General features: G+C 71.8%; 15 protein-coding genes and 1 pseudogene. 8 read left to right on the forward strand and 8 right to left on the reverse strand.

The features are described from left to right. Positions 1-132: 132 nt before the first annotated feature. The 4 genes from MBSD_RS04845 to MBSD_RS04860 all read right to left on the reverse strand — a co-directional run bounded on the left by MBSD_RS04845 (position 133) and on the right by MBSD_RS04860 (position 4749). Positions 133-879: an electron transfer flavoprotein subunit beta/FixA family protein gene (locus MBSD_RS04845; protein ID WP_062535594.1), complete on the reverse strand. Its 747-nt coding sequence runs from the start codon at positions 877-879 to the stop codon at positions 133-135. Positions 880-978: 99 nt separating this feature from the next. Then, on the reverse strand, positions 979-1992 hold the full coding sequence (galE, locus tag MBSD_RS04850) for a UDP-glucose 4-epimerase GalE (RefSeq protein ID WP_062535624.1): 1014 nt from the start codon (positions 1990-1992) through the stop codon (positions 979-981). 68 nt (positions 1993-2060) lie between these two features. Next, positions 2061-3020 carry an ATP-grasp domain-containing protein gene (locus MBSD_RS04855; protein ID WP_201797454.1) on the reverse strand — a complete coding sequence of 320 codons (960 nt, stop codon included), beginning with the start codon at positions 3018-3020 and terminating at the stop codon, positions 2061-2063. Between the two features lie 130 nt (positions 3021-3150). Then, on the reverse strand, positions 3151-4749 hold the full coding sequence (locus MBSD_RS04860; RefSeq protein WP_062535596.1) for an electron transfer flavoprotein-ubiquinone oxidoreductase: 1599 nt from the start codon (positions 4747-4749) through the stop codon (positions 3151-3153). A 136-nt stretch (positions 4750-4885) separates the two neighbouring features. On the opposite strand from MBSD_RS04860, the gene MBSD_RS04865 reads away from it, so the two are divergent. From MBSD_RS04865 to MBSD_RS04875, 3 genes are all read left to right on the forward strand, one after another. Further along, on the forward strand, positions 4886-6295 hold the full coding sequence (locus tag MBSD_RS04865; protein ID WP_062535598.1) for an amidase: 1410 nt from the start codon (positions 4886-4888) through the stop codon (positions 6293-6295). 139 nt (positions 6296-6434) lie between these two features. After that, on the forward strand, positions 6435-7058 hold the full coding sequence (locus tag MBSD_RS04870) for an alpha-ketoglutarate-dependent dioxygenase AlkB family protein (RefSeq protein WP_062535600.1): 624 nt from the start codon (positions 6435-6437) through the stop codon (positions 7056-7058). A gap of 258 nt (positions 7059-7316) precedes the next feature. Next, positions 7317-8534: an ammonium transporter gene (locus MBSD_RS04875; RefSeq protein WP_336603251.1), complete on the forward strand. Its 1218-nt coding sequence runs from the start codon at positions 7317-7319 to the stop codon at positions 8532-8534. Positions 8535-8541: 7 nt separating this feature from the next. Here the strand turns inward: MBSD_RS04875 and MBSD_RS04880 are convergent, their stop codons facing one another. From MBSD_RS04880 to MBSD_RS04895, 4 genes are read right to left on the reverse strand one after another with little or no spacing between them, the layout of a single operon-like run. Next, entirely contained in the window at positions 8542-9168 is a 627-nt protein-coding gene (locus MBSD_RS04880; RefSeq protein ID WP_062535602.1) for an ABC-type transport auxiliary lipoprotein family protein, read from the reverse strand. Further along, positions 9165-10109, reverse strand: coding sequence for an MlaD family protein (locus MBSD_RS04885; protein ID WP_062535604.1), 945 nt, complete (start codon positions 10107-10109; stop codon positions 9165-9167). The genes MBSD_RS04880 and MBSD_RS04885 overlap by 4 nt, the downstream gene beginning before the upstream one ends. Positions 10110-10141: 32 nt before the next feature. Then, the gene (locus tag MBSD_RS04890; RefSeq protein WP_201797456.1) at positions 10142-10960 is read right to left on the reverse strand and encodes an ABC transporter ATP-binding protein; all 819 of its coding nucleotides are present in this window, start codon (positions 10958-10960) and stop codon (positions 10142-10144) included. After that, positions 10954-12102, reverse strand: a complete 1149-nt coding sequence (locus tag MBSD_RS04895) for an MlaE family ABC transporter permease (protein WP_082306490.1) — start codon at positions 12100-12102, stop codon at positions 10954-10956. The genes MBSD_RS04890 and MBSD_RS04895 overlap by 7 nt, the downstream gene beginning before the upstream one ends. 104 nt (positions 12103-12206) lie before the next feature. Between MBSD_RS04895 and gcvT the strand changes: the two genes are divergently transcribed. The 5 genes and pseudogenes from gcvT to MBSD_RS04920 form a co-directional block, all read left to right on the forward strand. Then, complete coding sequence (gene gcvT / locus MBSD_RS04900) at positions 12207-13292, forward strand: glycine cleavage system aminomethyltransferase GcvT (protein ID WP_062535608.1); 1086 nt, start codon at positions 12207-12209, stop codon at positions 13290-13292. Positions 13293-13351: 59 nt separating this feature from the next. Continuing rightward, the gene (gene gcvH, locus MBSD_RS04905; protein ID WP_062535610.1) at positions 13352-13747 is read left to right on the forward strand and encodes a glycine cleavage system protein GcvH; all 396 of its coding nucleotides are present in this window, start codon (positions 13352-13354) and stop codon (positions 13745-13747) included. A 74-nt stretch (positions 13748-13821) separates the two neighbouring features. Continuing rightward, positions 13822-15177 carry an aminomethyl-transferring glycine dehydrogenase subunit GcvPA gene (gene gcvPA, locus MBSD_RS04910; protein WP_062535612.1) on the forward strand — a complete coding sequence of 452 codons (1356 nt, stop codon included), beginning with the start codon at positions 13822-13824 and terminating at the stop codon, positions 15175-15177. A gap of 352 nt (positions 15178-15529) precedes the next feature. Further along, on the forward strand, positions 15530-16003 hold the full coding sequence (metJ, locus tag MBSD_RS15930; RefSeq protein ID WP_082306491.1) for a met regulon transcriptional regulator MetJ: 474 nt from the start codon (positions 15530-15532) through the stop codon (positions 16001-16003). A gap of 337 nt (positions 16004-16340) precedes the next feature. Further along, positions 16341-17001 (forward strand): annotated as a pseudogene (locus MBSD_RS04920) (energy transducer TonB); the annotation flags it as partial.

Below are 17001 nucleotides of genomic sequence, written 5' to 3' on the forward strand. Positions count from 1 at the left end.
TGGGCCGCGGCCCACCGGTGCGTCGGGTGGGCTCGGGCCCACCCTACACGATTGCTGCGGGAGGGGCTTCAGCCCCGGGTTCGGAGTGCCTTGCGGACCGCGGCCGAAGCCGCGGCGACCAGGCCGCCCGCGTCACAGCAGGCCCTTGGCCTTCAGCGCCGCGACCAGTTCCGCCACGTCCTTCACCATCACGCCCTTCTGGCGCTTCGGCGGCGGCGCGTAGCGCGTGATCCTGAGGTGATCGCCGGGCTCGACGCCCAGCGAAGCGAACTCGACCGTCTCGATCGGCTTCGACTTCGCCTTCATGATGTCCGGCAGCTTGATGAAGCGCGGCTCGTTGAGGCGGAGATCGGTGGTGATCACCGCCGGCAGGTCGACTTCCAGCGTCTCCAGGCCGGCGTCGACCTCGCGCGTGACGCGCGCCTTGCCGTCGGCGACCTCGACCTTGCTGGCGAACGTCGCCTGCGGGCGGTTCCACAGCGCGGCCAGCATCTGCCCGGTCTGGTTGCAGTCGTCGTCGATCGCCTGCTTGCCGACGATCACGAGCTGCGGTTGTTCCTTCTCGACCAGCTTGAGGAAGACGCGCGCGGCGGTCAGCGGCTGCACCGCGTCCGGCGCGACCACGTGGATGGCGCGGTTGGCGCCCATGGCGAGGCCGTTGCGCAGGTGCGCCTGCAGGTCGGCGGGGCCGATGCCGACGACCACCACCTCGGTCGCCACGCCCTTCTCGCGCAGGCGCAGCGCTTCCTCCAACGCGATGTCGTCGAACGGATTGGCGGACAGCTTGACGCCCTCGGTCGCCACGCCGGAGCCGTCCGGCTTGACGGTGATGCGGACGTTGTAGTCCACCACGCGCTTGTAGCCGACCAGGATCTTCATGTCGGGTGATTCCTCGCCTGTGAGGGTCCCGCCGCGGCGGGACGTGGTGCCGTTCAAACGCTCATTTTAACCCGGAGCGGCGGGCGTTGCCGGTAGCGCTCATGGCGCATAGCCGCGCGGATTGGCCGACTGCCAGCGCCAGGCGTCCGCGCACATGCGTTCGAGGCCGAGCTCGGCCTTCCAGCCCATCAGCCGTTCCGCCAGCGAAGGGTCCGCGTAGCAGGCGGCGACGTCGCCGGCGCGGCGCGGCGCGAACCGCACCGGCACCGGCCGGCCGCTCGCTGCCTCGAAGGCGCGCACCACTTCCAGCACGCTGTAGCCGGTGCCGGTGCCGAGGTTGACGGTGAAACCGGCGCCGGTGCGCGCCAGCGCGTCGATGGCGTCGACGTGCGCGCGGGCCAGGTCGACCACGTGGAGGTAGTCGCGCACGCCGGTGCCGTCGCGGGTGGGGTAGTCGTTGCCGAACACGTTGAGGTAGGGGCGGCGGCCCACCGCGACCTGGCACACGTACGGCATCAGGTTGTTCGGCGCGCCGGCCGGATCCTCGCCGATCAGTCCGGACGGATGCGCGCCGACCGGATTGAAGTAGCGCAGCACGGCGGCGCGGAACGCGGGATCGGCCGCGCCGAGGTCGCCGATCAGCTCCTCCATCACCAGCTTGGTGCGGCCGTAGGGGTTGGTCACGCGCAGCGGCGCGGACTCCGGGATCGGGCAGGCGTCGGGGTCGCCGTACACCGTGGCCGAGGAGCTGAACACCAGGCGGTTCACGCCGGCGTCGCGCATCGCCTGCAGCAGCACGATGGTGCCGGTGATGTTGTTGTCGAAGTAGGCGAGCGGCTTTTCCCACGATTCGCCGACCGCCTTCAGCGCGGCGAAGTGGATCACCACGTCGAACGGCCGCTCGCGGAACACCGCGGCCAGCGCGCGCGCGTCGCGCACGTCGGCCTCGACGAAGTCCGGGCGCCGGCCGGTGATCGCGGCGATGCGCTCCAGCACGCGCGGCGAGGCGTTGCACAGGTTGTCGAGGATCAGCACTTCGTGGCCGCGCTCGATCAGCTCGACGCAGGTGTGCGAACCGATGTAGCCGGCGCCGCCGGCGACCAGAACCCGCATGGTATCCATTCCGTGATGAGCGATGGACGGATCATACCCGTTCGCCCGCCGCCATCGGCTGACGGCGGTCAGGCCGTGGCGGCGGCCCGTGGCGCGGCGCAGCGCCGCAGGATCGCCGCGGCGTAGCGTTCGACCGAACCGGGCGCCTGCGCGAAGAACAGCGACGGCTCGGTCAGTTCGAGTTCGAGCAGCAGCGGCCGGCCGTCGGCGTCGTGCAGCAGGTCGACGCGCGCGTACAGCAGCGGGCCGAACGGCAGCGCGGCGAGGATGCGTTCCGCCGCGGCGAATTCCGCGGCGCTGGGCGCGCGCGGCGCGATGCGCTCGCCATCGAAGCCGGCGCGCTGCGCGGCGGCGTCGCGCGGCAGCAGCGGCGCCTTGCGGATGGCGTGGCTGAAGACGCCGTCGAAGAACAGCAGGGCGGTCTCGCCGTGCGAGTCGACGCGGTCGAGATAGGGCTGCAGCAGCACGCTGCGGCCGGCATCGAGCAGGCGGCGCGCGTGCGCGAGCGCCGCCGCGCGCTGCGCGCGGGCGTGGCGCCGCGCGCCGCTGGAACCGGCGCCGACGCACGGCTTGACCACGAACTCGGCGGCGTCCGCGTGCGCGGCGAGGAAGCGGTCCAGCGCCGCCGCCGCGTCCTCGCCCGGTTCGACGAAGGTGCTCGGCACCACCGGCACGCCGGCGCGCGCGAGGTCGCCGAGGTAGTGCTTGTCGGTGTTCCAGCCCACCACCGCCAGCGGATTCAGCAGCGCGGTCTGCGCCGCCGCGCGCGCCGCCCAGGCGAGGAACTCGGGCAGGCGTTCGGTGTAGTCCCAGGTCGAGCGCAGCACGGCGAGGTCGAAACGCGACCAGTCGGCGTCGGCATCGTCCCAGTCGACCGCCGCGACTGCGGCGCCGGCGCCGCGCAGCGCGGCCTCGAGCGGGGCGAGGTCCTGGTCGCGCGCGGCCGGCGCGGGCGGTGACGAGGGCGATCGATGGCATGGATGCGGATCCGGAAACAGGTCGGGCGATGCTAGGGCGGGGGCACGCAAGCGCGGTGGATCCGCCGCTGGCGCGGCTTGATCCACCCTGCGACGCCGGCGGGACGCCGCGGCGTCCCCACGAGGGCAGGGCACGGCGAGGGAGCGCCTGTCGCGCGCGCGACAGATGCCATGCCGCGGTTCACAGGTTCTGGTAATTCGGCCCGGACCCGCCCTCCGGCGTCACCCAGGTGATCACCTCGTAGGGGTCCTTGATGTCGCAGGTCTTGCAGTGCACGCAGTTGGCGGCGTTGATCTGCAGACGCTTGCCGGCTTCGTCTTCGACCATCTCGTAGACGCCGGCAGGGCAGAAGCGCGTGCAGGGATTGCCGTATTCCTCCGCGCAGCGGGTCACGCACACCTGCGTGTCGGCGACGCGCAGATGGATTGGCTGGTCCTCGTCGTGCTGGGTGGCGGCGAAGTAGACGCCGGCGAGGCGGTCGCGCGGCGGCAGCGTGCGCTCGACGTAGTCGCGCTTCGGCTGCTCGTAGCGGCCGAGTTTTTCCAGCGTGCCGTAGTCGGCCTTGTTGCGCCAGGTCCACGGCGAGAAGCCGTCGGTGATCGTCTCCCAGGCGGCATTCAGCATGCCGAAGTACACGCCCTTCTTGAATCCGGGTTTGATGTTGCGCACGCGGCGCAGCTCTTCCATCGCCGGCGAGGCGCGCAGACGCGCATCCCAGCCGGCGGCGGTGCTCTTCTCGGCGATGTGCTCGGCGGCCAGCATGGCCGAGCGGATCGCCTGGTGCGTGCCCTTGATCTTCGGCACGTTGAGCAGGCCGGCGCCGTCGCCGATCAGCAGCGCGCCCGGCATCTCCACCTTGGGCAGCGACTGCCAGCCGCCGGTGACGATCGCGCGCGCGCCGGCGGAGAGGATCTCCCCGCCCTCCAGCAGCGGCTTCACGTGCGGGTGGTGCTTCCACTGCTGGAACGCCTCGTACGGCTGGTACAGCGGGTCGGTGTAGTCGAGGCCGGAGACGTAGCCGAGCGCGACGCGGTCCTTGTCGAGGTGGTAGAGGAAGCTGCCGCCATAGGTGCGGCTGTCGGCCGGCCAGCCGACCGAGTGCACGATCTTGCCGGGTTTGACGCGCCCGGCCGGCACCTGCCACAGCTCCTTGATGCCGATCGAGTAGGTTTGCGGATCGCTTTCCGCGTCGAGGCGGTACTTCGCCACCAGCCGCTTGGTCAGGTGGCCGCGCGCGCCTTCGGCGAGCACGGTCAGCGGCGCCTTGATGTCGATGCCCTGCGTGTAGCCCGGCTTGTGCGAACCGTTCTTGGCCACGCCCATGTCGCCGATGCGCACGCCGCACACCGCGCCCTGGTCGTCGTACAGCAGGTCGGCGGCGGCGAAGCCGGGATAGATCTCGACGCCCAGCGCCTCCGCCTGCGGCGCCAGCCAGGCGCACAGCGCGCCCAGCGAGACGATGAAGTTGCCGTGGTTCTTCATCTGCGGCGGCGTCGGCAGGCGGAAGCCGCCGGTCCGGGTCAGCCACCAGAACTCGTCCTCGGCGGCGGGCACGCAGATCGGCGGCGGGTGATCGCGCCAGCCGGGCAGCAGCGCGTCCAGCGGCTGCGGTTCGATCACCGCGCCGGAGAGGATGTGCGCGCCGATCGTCGAGGCCTTCTCGATCACGCACACGCGCACGTCCTGCTTCAGCTGTTTCAGGCGGATCGCGAAGGCGAGGCCCGCCGGGCCTGCGCCGACGGTGACGACGTCGTATTCCATCGTTTCGCGTTCGCTCATGGCGCACTCCGCTCGGTCGGGGCTGAAACGCGCCGATTGTCCGGGTTCGCGCCCGCAGCGGCAACGCTGCGCACGCGTTAGCGCCGTTTTAGCATGCGTCTACGCCATAATCCGGCCATCCCGAGGAAGCCCCCGCATGCATGCGATCCCCGAAGCGAGCCTGTCTCCGCAAGCCTTGCGCGGCGCCAGCCTGATCCAGACCCTGCACTGGCTGGCGCTGGGACGGGTCGGGGTCGGCGAACTCTGTGCCACTTACCTGGACGCGATCGCGCGGCTGGATCCGCAGCTCGGCGCGTTCGTCGACGTGCGCCCGGCGCTGGTGCGCGAGCAGGCCGAGGCCGCGGAGCGCCGCCGCCGCGACGGCGTGCTCGGCCGCCTCGACGGCGTGCCGGTCGCGGTCAAGGACAACCTCGACATCGCCGGCTGGCCGACTTCCGCCGGCCTGGCGAGCCGGCGTGGGCGCATCGCCCAGCACGATGCGCACGCGGTGGCGCGGCTGCGCGCGGCCGGCGCGGTGCTGCTCGGCAAGACCAACATGGACGAGGGCGCGCTGGGCGCGACCACGCGCAATCCCCACTTCGGCCCCACGCACAACCCGCTGCGCCGCGGCTACACGGCCGGCGGCTCCTCCGGCGGTTCGGCGGCGGCGGTGGCCGCCGGGCTGGCGGTCGCCGCGATCGGCTCCGACACCCTGGGTTCGGTGCGCATCCCGGCCAGCTACTGCGGCCTGTGCGCGCTGAAGCCCACGCACGGCGAGATCTCCGCGCGCGGTCTGGTGCCGGCGGCGCGGCGCCTCGACGCGGTGGGCCTGCTGGCGCGCAGCGTCGGCGACCTCACCGTACTGCTGCAGGTGCTGGCCGGCTACGACGCCGACGATCCGCGCTCGCGCCGGCGCCGCGTCGCGCTGGCGCCGCCGGACTGGGAGCCGGGCCGGCTGCGCACCGGCTTGCTGCCCGACCTCGCCGCCGTCGGCGTCGAGCCCGGCGTGATCGCGCTGTTCGACGCCGCGCTGGCCCGCCTCGAGCGCGAGCTGGGCGAACGCCGCAGGGTGGATTTCAGCGACTGGGATTTCGGCCGCACGCGGCGCGCCGGCCTGCTGCTGATGGAGGCGGAGATGCTCGGCACCTTCGCCGAGGACCTCGCCGACGCCGCGCGGCCGGTGTCGGCGGAGTTCCGCCGCATGCTCGACTACGCGCGCGGCAAGAGCGCCGCCGATTACGTCGCCGCCGACCGCCTGCTCGACCAGGCCACGCTGAAGGCGCGCCGACTGTTCGCGCAGGTCGACGTGCTGGTGCTGCCGACCACGCCGCAGGGCGCGTTCCCGCTGGACGCGCCGGCGCCGGCCAACCAGGCCGACCTGACCGGTTTCGCCAGCCTCGCCGCATGTCCCGCGGTCAGCATCCCGATGGGTACGCTGCCGGACGGCATGCCGGTCGGCCTGCAGTTCGTCGGTCCGCCCGGTTCCGACCTGCGCCTGCTGGAATTGGCGGAAGTGTGCGCTTCCGCGCTGGACGCCGCGCCGGAGTTTCCGGTGGGGGCGCGCTGAACCCGGCGCCGTCGGCTGGCCGGCGCGCCAGGGTCGCGCTCACGGCCGCTCCGACCAGGGGCCAACGACCGCAGCACATCTTTGTAGGAGCGGCCGTGGCCGCGACCGCAGACACCCGGACGCGATGCGTGACCCGCCGATGACGCGCAAGCCCGAAGCCGTCACGCCGCCGCGCTGGCAGGCCATCGACCTGCCCGGCGCCGACGTGCGCTTCGCGCCCGATTGGCTGTCGCGGGCCGAGGCCGACGCGCTGTTCGCCGAACTCGTCGACGCCATCGCCTGGGAGCGCCACCGCATCCGCATCTTCGGCCGCGAGGTGGCGTCGCCGCGGCTGTCGTGCTGGATCGGCGATCCCGGCGCCGCCTATACCTACTCCAGCGTGCGCTTCGAGCCGCGGCCGTGGCCGCCGGCGCTGGCCGCGCTGCGCGCACGGGTGGAGGCCGCCTGCGGCGCCGTGTTCAACGGTGTGCTCGCCAACCTCTACCGCGACGGCGCCGACTCGATGGGCTGGCACAGCGACGACGAACCCGAACTGGGGCCGGCGCCGGTGATCGCCTCGCTGAGCCTGGGCGCGGCGCGCCGCTTCCGTCTGCGCCACAAGCGCGACGCCGCGATCATGCGCGTGCTGGAACTGCCGCACGGCAGCCTGCTGCGGATGGCCGGCGCCACCCAGCGGCTGTATCGCCACGATCTGCCGAAGACGCGCGGCGCGGTGGGCCCGCGCCTCAATCTCACCTTCCGCCGCATCCTGACGCCTTCCTGAGGCCGCGCCGTGCGGCCGTCTGGACGGCCGAAACGCCGGCGCGCGTGACAGTGCGAGACCGCGCTCCACGGCGCGGTCGTCCGTGGCACCATGGCACCACGCGGGCGCGACCGGGGGCGGGTCGGCGACGCGCACCCGCTTGGGGGCGACATGGCGACGCGAATGGGCAGGGCCGTACGAGCGATGCTGGTGCTGGGCGCGGTTGCGCCCACGGCGCAGGCGGGGACGGCGACGCTCGATCGCGGCGATACTGCGTGGATGCTCGCGGCCACCGCGCTGGTGCTGTTCATGACGCTGCCGGGGCTGGCGCTGTTCTACGCCGGCATGGTGCGCGCGAAGAACGTGCTGTCGGTGATGATGCAGTGCCTGGCCATCGTCGCGCTGGTCAGCGTGCTGTGGGTGCTGTACGGCTACAGCTTCGCCTTCGACCGCAGCGGCATGGCCGCCGGCGGCGGTGGCTGGCACGCTTTCCTCGGCGGCGCAGCCAGGATCGGCCTGCGCGGCGTCGGCCGCGACGCGCTGGTTGGCGGCATTCCGGAGGCGCTGTACGCCGCCTACCAGATGACCTTCGCGGTGATCACGCCGGCGCTGATCGTCGGCGCGTTCGCCGAGCGCATGCGTTTCTCCGCGCTGCTGCTGTTCGTCGCCGTCTGGTTCACCGTGGTCTACCTGCCGGTGGCGCACATGGTGTGGGGCGGGCCGGGCGCGTTCCTTGCCGACCACGGCGTGATCGATTTCGCCGGCGGCACCGTGGTGCACATCAATTCCGGCATCGCCGGCCTGATCGCCTGCCTGATGGTCGGGCGCCGGCGCGGCTATCCGCATACGCCGATGCCGCCGCACAACCTCGGCTACACCGTGGTCGGCGCGTCCATGCTGTGGGTCGGCTGGTTCGGCTTCAACGCGGGCTCGGCCCTGGCGGCGGACGGCCAGGCCGGCATGGCGCTGCTGGTCACGCATCTCGCCGCGGCGTCCGCCGCGCTCGCCTGGTCGGGCGCGGAGTGGGCGTTGCACCGCAAACCGTCGGTGCTGGGCGCGGCCTCCGGCGCGGTGGCGGGGCTGGTGGCGGTGACGCCGGCGGCCGGCACCTGCGGCCCGCTCGGCGCGCTGGCGATCGGCATCTGCGCCGGCCTCGCCTGCTTCCTCGCCTCGGCGCGGCTGAAGCGCGCGCTCGGCTACGACGATGCGCTGGACGTGTTCGGCGTACACGGCGTCGGCGGCATCGTCGGCGCGCTGCTCACCGGCGTGTTCGTCGCCGCACCGCTTGGCGGCAGCGGCCTGCCCGCGGGCGTCGGCATCGGCGGGCAACTGGGGCGGCAGGCGCTGGGCGCCGGTCTGGTGATCGTCTACGGCGCGGCGATGAGCGCGCTGCTGCTGTGGCTGGTCGGGCGCGTGGTGACGCTGCGCGTGGACGCGGAAGCCGAGACCGAAGGTCTCGACATCGCGCTGCACGACGAGCGCGGCTACAACCTCTAGCCTCGCATCAGCGAGAGGCGGCGGCCGCTTGGCGGTCGCGCTCGCCGGCGTCGATGGCCCACGCGCTCACCTGCGCGGCGATCGCGTCGCAGGCGCGGCCGAAGGCGGCGACCACCTGCGGCACCGCGGTGCCGTCCGCCGGCTGCTCGGCGAGGAAGCTGCGCGTGGCGACGCCGCGGTTGCGGGCGACGTCGACCAGGATCGCGTCGAGGCGCACCACCGCCACCGGCCGGCCGTCGCGGTACTCCGACTGGAACGCGCGCAACTGCGAATCGAGGCGGTACTCGGTGTACAGGCCCTCGCCGTCGCTGCTGACGCCGGCGAGGCGGCCGCCGGCGCGCAGGGCGTCGATCAGGCGGTCGCGCAGCAGGCGCGGCGCCGGCGCCGCCCAGCGCGCGCCCTTGTACACGGTGATGCGGCCGGGTTGCGGCACCACGGCGATGCGGCTGCCGTCGAGCAGGCGATCGGCCTGCGGCGTGTCGACGCGCAACTGCCACGGCTGCGGCGCGGCGGCGGCCTGCGCCGACGCCGCCGCCTGCGGCAGCAGGTAGATGTCGGGGCTTTCGCGCGGCGGCAGCACCGAACAGGCGGACAGCGCGGCGAACGCGAACAGGCCGGGCAGCAGGCGCTTCATTTGGGCTCGAACTCCTTGCTGTGGTCGCGGCCGAGCAGGAAGCCGGCCGGATTGTCCTCGAGGCGGGTGGTGACGCGGCGCAGCGACTGCAGCGACTCGCGCAGCTCGGCGATCGCCGGGCCGAGCTGGGCGAGGCCCTGCACGCCGCTCTGCAGCGCGCCGCGATTCTGTTCGAACAGCGCTTCCAGGTTGGCGCTGGCGCGATCCAGCGAGGCCATCGCCGCGCGCGCGCTCTGCAACGTGGCCTTGCCGTCGCCGTCCAGCAACTGCTGGCTGCTCTGCGCCAGCGCGTCGACCCTGGCGAGCGCGGTGTTGATCTGGCGGCTGGCCTGGGCGAGCTGCTGCACCAGCGTGCGGATGTCCTCGCGCTCGTCGGCGACCGCGGCGGTGGCCTGGTCGAGGTGGTCGAGGGTGTGGTCGATGCGCTCCAGATTGTCCTCGGAGAGCATGTCGCGCACGCGGTTGAGGATGTCGTTGACGGTGGTGACGATGTCCTCGCTGGAACTGAGCAGTCTGGCCAGCGCCGAATTGTCGGCCTCGATCACCGGCACCGGGTGCGACGGCGACGGCAGCAGCGGCGGGCTGCCGGGCGAGCCGCCGGTCAACTGGATGAAGGCGACGCCGGTCAGGCCGAGCAGGCCGAGCTTGGCGCGCGTGTCCTGCTTGACCGGCGTGTCGGCGGCCACCTGGATGCGCGCCAGCACCTTGCGCGGATCGGCGGGGTCGAGCTTCAGCATCGCCACCTCGCCGACCTTGATGCCGTTGTACTGCACCAGGCCGCCGCGGCTGAGGCCGGTCACCGCTTCGGAGAACACGATGTCGTAGTAGGCGTACTCGCGCGCGGCGCGGGTCTTGCCCAGCCAAAGCGTGAACAGCAGGGCGGCGAACACCACCAGCAGGGTGAAGGCGCCGATGAGGACGTGGTGGGCTCGGGTTTCCATCGTGGCTGCTCCTGCCGAAGACGCGCTCCGGCTCAAACGGACGGCGGCGCCGCGCGCGGCCCGCTGCGGCGCTCGCCGCCGCGCGCGGCCAGCGCCGCGCGGCCGCGCGGGCCGTGGAAATAATCGCGCACCCACGGATCGTCGCAGCGCTGCACCGCCTCCAGCGTATCCGCCACCAGCACGCGCTTGTGCGCCAGCACGGCGACGCGGTCGCAGATCGCGTACAGCGTGTCGAGGTCGTGGGTGATCAGGAACACGGTCAGGCCGAGCGCATCGCGCAGCGTGCGCACCAGCTGGTCGAACGCGGCGGCGCCGATCGGGTCGAGCCCGGCGGTGGGCTCGTCGAGGAACAAAATATCCGGATCGAGGGCCAGCGCGCGCGCCAGCGCGGCGCGCTTGCGCATGCCGCCGGACAGCTCCGACGGGTACTTGTCGCGCGCCTCCGGCGGCAGGCCGGCGAGCTGGATCTTCAGCGCCGCCAGCCGCGCCGCGTCGCGCGCGTTCAACGCGGTGTGCTCGAGCAGCGGCACGCAGACGTTCTCGGAGACGGTCAGCGAGGAGAACAGCGCACCGTCCTGGAACAGCACGCCGACGCGGCGTTCCACCTCGGCGCGCCGCGCCGGCGGCAGCGTCAGCAGGTCCTCGCCGAACAGGCGCACGCTGCCGGCGTCGGGGCGGCGCAGGCCGACGATCGAGCGCATCAGCACCGACTTGCCGGTGCCGGAGCCGCCGACCACGCCGAGGATCTCGCCGCGGCGGACGTCGAGGTCGAGGCCCTCGTGCACGGTCTGCGCGCCGAAGCGGTTGACCAGGCCGCGCACCTCGACCACGGTTTCGCGCGCGTTCACCAGCCCATCTCCATGAAGAACAGCGCCGCCAGCGCGTCGACCAGGATCACCACGAAGATCGCCTGCACCACGCTGGAGGTGGTGCGCTCGCCGACCGACTCCGCGCTGCCGGCGACCTTGAAGCCCTCGAGACAGCCGATCACGCCGATCAGGAAGGCGAACACCGGCGCCTTGCCGAGACCCACCCACAGGTAGCGCAGCGGCGTGTCGGCCTGGAGCATCGTCAGGAACATGGTCGGCGAAATGTCCAGCGACAGCAGGCACACCGCGCCGCCGCCGACGATGCCGGCGATGGTCGCCAGGAAGGCCAGCATCGGCAGCGTCAACACCAGCGCCAGCACGCGCGGCAGCACCAGCTGCTCGATCGGGTCGAGGCCGATGGTGCGCATGGCGTCGATCTCCTCGCGCGCCTTCATCGAGCCGATCTGCGCGGTGAACGCGCTGGCGGTGCGGCCGGCCAGCAGGATCGCCGCCAGCAGCACGCCGAACTCGCGCAGGAACGAGTAGCCGACCAGGTCGACGGTGTAGATGGTGGCGCCGAAGTCCTTCAGCACGGTGGCGCCGAGGAAGGCGATCACCGCGCCCACCAGGAACGACAGCAACGCGACGATCGGCACCGCGTCCAGCCCGGTCTGCTCCATGTGGTGGACCAGCGCGGTGACGCGCCAGCGCTTCGGCTGCGGCAGGTCGCGCGCCAGCGTCTCCAGGGTCAGGCCGACGAAGCCGAGCAGCAGGCGGCTCTGCTTCCACAGCAGGTCGACGGCGCGGCCGACGCGCTCGACCATGTCGACCAAGCCGAAGTCGCGCGGCGGCGGCGGCGGATGCGCGAACAGCTCGTGCACCGCGCAGCTCACCGTGGTCAGCAGCGCGCGCTGCTCGGGGCGCAGCGCCGCGCGCTCGGCCAGTTCGTTCAGGCGCTCGGCGCCGACGAGCAGGGTCAGCAGGCCGGCGCCGGCGGTGTCCAGGCGCTCGAGCGCGGACAGGTCGTAGCGCGGCGCTTCCGGCAGGCGCGGCTGCAGCGCCGCCACCGAAGCCTCGATGGCCTCGAAGTGCGCCAGGATCCAGTCGCCGCTGATGCGGACCACGGTCTGGCCGTCGGCGTCGACCGCGAGTTCGGCGCGGCCGGGGAGGGCATCGCGGCTCATGCCGCAGAGGCTAGCAGTTCCGTCCGCGCGCCGTCATGCGGGCGGACGCTTGGATTGCGGGCGGGCGCCACTGATAATGCGCGTTTCCCACGCCCGGCCAGACCATGACCCGACAGACCGTGCTCAATGCGACCCACCGCGCGCTCGGCGCGAAGATGGTGGATTTCGGCGGCTGGGACATGCCGCTCAACTACGGCTCGCAGATCGAGGAGCATCACGCGGTGCGCCGCGACGCCGGCATGTTCGACGTCTCGCACATGACCGTGGTCGACCTGACCGGCGCGAACGTGCGGCCGTTGCTGCGCAAGCTGCTGGCCAACAGCGTCGACAAGCTGAAAACGCCGGGCAAGGCGCTGTACTCGTGCATGCTGAACGCCGACGGCGGGGTGATCGACGACCTGATCGTCTACTACCTCGCCGAGGACTTCTTCCGCGTCGTCGTCAACGCCGCCACGCGCGACAAGGACCTGGCCTGGATCGCGGCGCAGGCGCAGCCGTTCGGCGTCGCCGTCAGGGAGCGCGCCGACCTCGCCATGATCGCGGTGCAGGGGCCGAACGCGCGCGCCAAGGTGTTCGGCCTGCTCTCGCCCGAGGCGCGCGCCGGGGCGGAGAAGCTCGGCAAGTTCGTCGCCTGCGAGGGCGACGGCCTGTTCATCGCCCGCACCGGCTACACCGGCGAGGACGGCTTCGAGATCATGGTGCCGGAGACGCAGGCGGTGGCGCTGTGGAATCGCCTGAAGGACGCCGGCGTCGCGCCGGCCGGCCTCGGCGCGCGCGACACGCTGCGCCTGGAAGCCGGCATGAACCTGTACGGCCAGGACATGGACGAGACGGTGACGCCGTACGAGGCCGGCCTGGCCTGGACGGTGGCGCTGGACGAGGGCCGCGACTTCATCGGCCGCCCGGCGCTGGAGCGCGAGAAGGCGCAGGGCTCGAAGCGCGCGATGGTCGGCCTGGTGATGGACGAGAAGGGCGTGCTGCGCCACGGCCAGAAGGTGCTGACCGCGCGCGGCGAGGGCGAGATCCTCTCCGGCACGTTCTCGCCGACGCTCGGCAAGGCGATCGCCTTCGCGCGCATCCCGGCCGGCGATCCCGGCGCGGTGCGCGTCGACATCCGCGGCCGCGAGGTGCCGGTGCGCATCGTCAAATATCCCTTCGTGCGCGACGGCAGGCCTTGCGAGGGCATCTGAACGCGCGGACCCGCCGTGCGCTGATATAAAATGCCGCGGCCCAGCATAGGACCCATGCCATGAGCGAGATCCCCGGCGATCTGAAGTTCCTGAAGAGCCACGAGTGGGCGCGCGTCGAGAGCGACGGCACCGTGACCGTCGGCATTTCCGACCACGCGCAGAGCCTGCTCGGCGATCTGGTCTACGTCGAACTGCCGGGCGTGGGCGACCGCGTGCAGGCGGGCAACGCCTGCGCGGTGGTGGAATCGGTCAAGGCCGCTTCCGACGTGTACGCGCCGGTCAGCGGCGAAGTCGTCGCCATCAACGAGGCGCTGAACGACAAGCCGGAGACGATCAACGAGGACGCCTACGGCGAGGGCTGGATCTTCGTCGTGAAGATGGAGAACAAGGACGAGCTCGGCGAGCTGCTCGACCCCGACGCCTACGCCGAGCTGATCGAAGGCGAAGACCACTGAGCGGCCCGCGCGCCGTGCCGTTCCGCCGGCCGCATTCGCGGCCGGCGCCGTTTTGAGATCCGGACCCCGCAACCATGCCTTTCATCCCGCATTCCCAGGCCGACGTGCGCGCCATGCTGAAGACCATCGGGGTCGACAGCATCGAGCAGCTGTTCGACGAGATCCCCGCCGAGCTGAAGGCCGGCCCGTTGCAGCACGTGCCGCCCGGCATGAACGAGATGGAGGTGACGCGCCTGATGAGGGCGCGCGCCGCGCAGGACGAGGTCGCGCTGAACTTCGCCGGCGCCGGCGCCTACGAGCACCACATCCCGGCGGCGGTGTGGACGATCGTCGGCCGCGGCGAGTTCTATTCCGCCTACACGCCCTACCAGGCCGAGGCCAGCCAGGGCACGCTGCAGCTGATCTACGAATACCAGAGCATGATGACGCGGCTGACCGGCATGGACGTCAGCAACGCCTCGCTCTACGACGGCGCCACCGCGCTGGCCGAGGCCGTGCTGATGGCCGAGCGCTGCGCGAAGAAGGGGCCGCGCCGCGTGTTGGTGCCGAAGAGCGTGCACCCGGCCTACCGCAAGACGCTGAAGACCATGGTCGGCCTGCAGGACATCGAGGTGGTCGAGCTCGACGTCGACGCGCACGGCGGCCATCTCGATCCTGCCTGGCTGGCGGCGCAGGACTTCGGCGCGTTCACCGCGCTGGTGATCCCGCAGCCGAACTTCTTCGGCGTGCTGGAGGAGGCCGACGCGCTGACCGACTGGGCGCACGCCCGCGGCGCGCTGGCGATCGCCGTGGTCAACCCGCTGTCGCTGGCGGTGCTGAAGGCGCCGGGCGAGTGGGGCGCGGAGGGCGCCGACATCGTCTGCGGCGACGGCCAGCCGCTGGGCGTGCCGTTGTCCTCCGGCGGCCCCTACTTCGGCATCCTCGCCTGCAAGCAGGAATTCGTGCGGCAGATGCCGGGCCGCATCGTCGGCCGCACCACCGACCTCGACGGCAAGGAAGGCTTCACCCTGACCCTGCAGGCGCGCGAGCAGCACATCCGCCGCGCCAAGGCCACCTCCAACATCTGCACCAACCAGGGCCTGCTGGTCACCGCCGCCACCATCCACATGGCGATGCTGGGGCCGGAGGGCCTGCGCCGCGTCGCCGCCGCCTGCATGCAGAACACGCGTGCGCTGCGCGACCGCCTGTGCGCGATCCCGGGCGTGACGCCGCTGTTCGCGCGGCCGTTCTTCCACGAGGTGGCGCTGAAGCTGCCGCGGCCGGCGAGCGAGGTGATCGAGCGCCTCGCCGCGCAGCGCATCGTCGCCGGCTTCGCGCTCGGCGAGGAGTTCCCGGAGCAGGGCGACGCGCTGCTGGTGTGCGCGACCGAGACCAAGACCGCCGCCGATCTCGACCGGTTCGCGGCGGCGCTGGCGAAGTCGCTCGGCTGAGCCGGCGCTCCCGTTCATGCGTGAGCAAGCCGCCGCGCACGCAGTTGCGCGGCGGCTTCTTTCTCGTGCGCCGCGTGCGTCGCGGCATGCCGTCGCGCGCACATGGCGGAATCGCTGCAGCCCTTGTGTGGCGCGGCCTGCAGCGATTCGGCGCGATCTCGGGAACGCAATTGGTTTGGACGTCCAAACGTCCAAAACGCGGCGGCCGCCGGGACGCGGAAATGCCGCCGGAGGGTCGCCGGGACGCCTCGGGGAGGGTGCCGTAAGGCTCTAATTCCACGCACGAAATTTATTGACAGCACGTTTGGACAGGGCTAGTTTCTGCGCCCGACGAGTTGTGTTATGGAAAATCATGGCGGCAGTGCGGTACATCGAACCGTATATCGAGCACGGCGCGAAGGCAGGCGCGGTGAAGAAGATCACCGTCTCGGTTCCGCTCCACGTGCTCCAGCTGCTGTCCAACGAGCGCACCCGGCGCCAGGTCAACAATCTCCGGCACGCCACCAACAGCGATCTGCTTTGCGAGGCGTTCCTGCACGCTTTTACTGGGCAACCACTGCCAACTGACGAGGAGCTGAGACGAACCATGGCTATGACCAAGAAAGCCGCGAAGAAACCCGCCGCGAAGAAGGCGGCGAAGAAGTCCACTGCCAAGAAGACGGTCCGCAGGACCATGAAGGCCAAGGCCAGCACCGCGCGCAAGACCTCGGCGGCGAAGAAGCCGGCGCGCAAGAAGGCCACGGCGAAGAAGGCGGCCAAGAAGCGCACCGCGCGCAAGTCGGCGGCCGCCAAGGTCAGCCGCGCCACCAAGGCGGCGAAGAAGTAAGCGACGCAAGTCGCGGCAACACGTTCCACCCGCAAGACAACAAGTACGAAGTCCACCGACTCTCTCCCTGCGGTCTGCCCAGCGCAGGGAGAGGATTTTCGAGGAGCAAACGTTCGCCCCGGCCCGCCGGGGCGTTCCGTTTTCCGGGGCCGGACTTCCGCGCCCCGCGCGTCGAGCGCGCTGCGCCGACGCCGCGCATGCCGCGTTCGGCAATTGCCGGCGCCACGCGATGGCGGTAAGTTTGCCTGGCCGCGCTGCGGCGGACCGGGCGGTCCGCGGTTCCAGAGGGGAACACAGGGGGCGCGGAATCCGCTTCCACTTGCGCATGCGAACGACCATGACTGCCCGATACTCCGTTTCCGCGCCGCGTCGCGTGCGCGGCGCCGCCGCGCCGCTGATCATCGCCGTGATCGTCGTCGTCGCGGCCCTGCTGGCCGCGTATTTCTTCTATTTCCGGCCGAAGCAGACCGCCGCGCCGGCGGCGGGGCAGGCGCCCGCGCCGGCGGCGCAGGTCGCGCAGCAGCAGAACGCCGCGGCGGTCCCGAACGTCGCCTCGATGAGCGTCGGCGATCTGCTGAAGGAAGCGCGCAAGGCGATGAACGAGCAGCGCCTGCTGGCGCCGGCCGGCAACAACGCCTTCGAGTTCTACCTGAGCGTGCTGCAGAAGGATCCGAACAACCAGGTCGCGCAGGATGCGCTGCGCGAGACCTTCCCGTTCGCCACGCCGGTGGCCGAGCAGGAGATCAACCAGCGCAACTTCGCCGAGGCGCAGCGCGAGATCGACCTGCTGTCGCGGGCCGATCCGTCCAACTACACGCTGACCATCCTGCGTTCCAAGCTGGACGCGCAGCGCAAGCTGGCCGATCGCGAGCAGCAGGAACAGCAGCGCCAGCAGTTGGCGGCGCAGCAGGCGCAGCAGGCGGAGCAGCAGCGGCAGGCCGCGGCCGCGCCGACGGCGGCCCAGCAGACCGCGGCGGCGGCGAAGCCGCCGGCGCCCG

Source organism: Mizugakiibacter sediminis (genome assembly GCF_000953855.2).
Taxonomy (GTDB): Bacteria; Pseudomonadota; Gammaproteobacteria; order Xanthomonadales; family Rhodanobacteraceae; genus Mizugakiibacter; species Mizugakiibacter sediminis.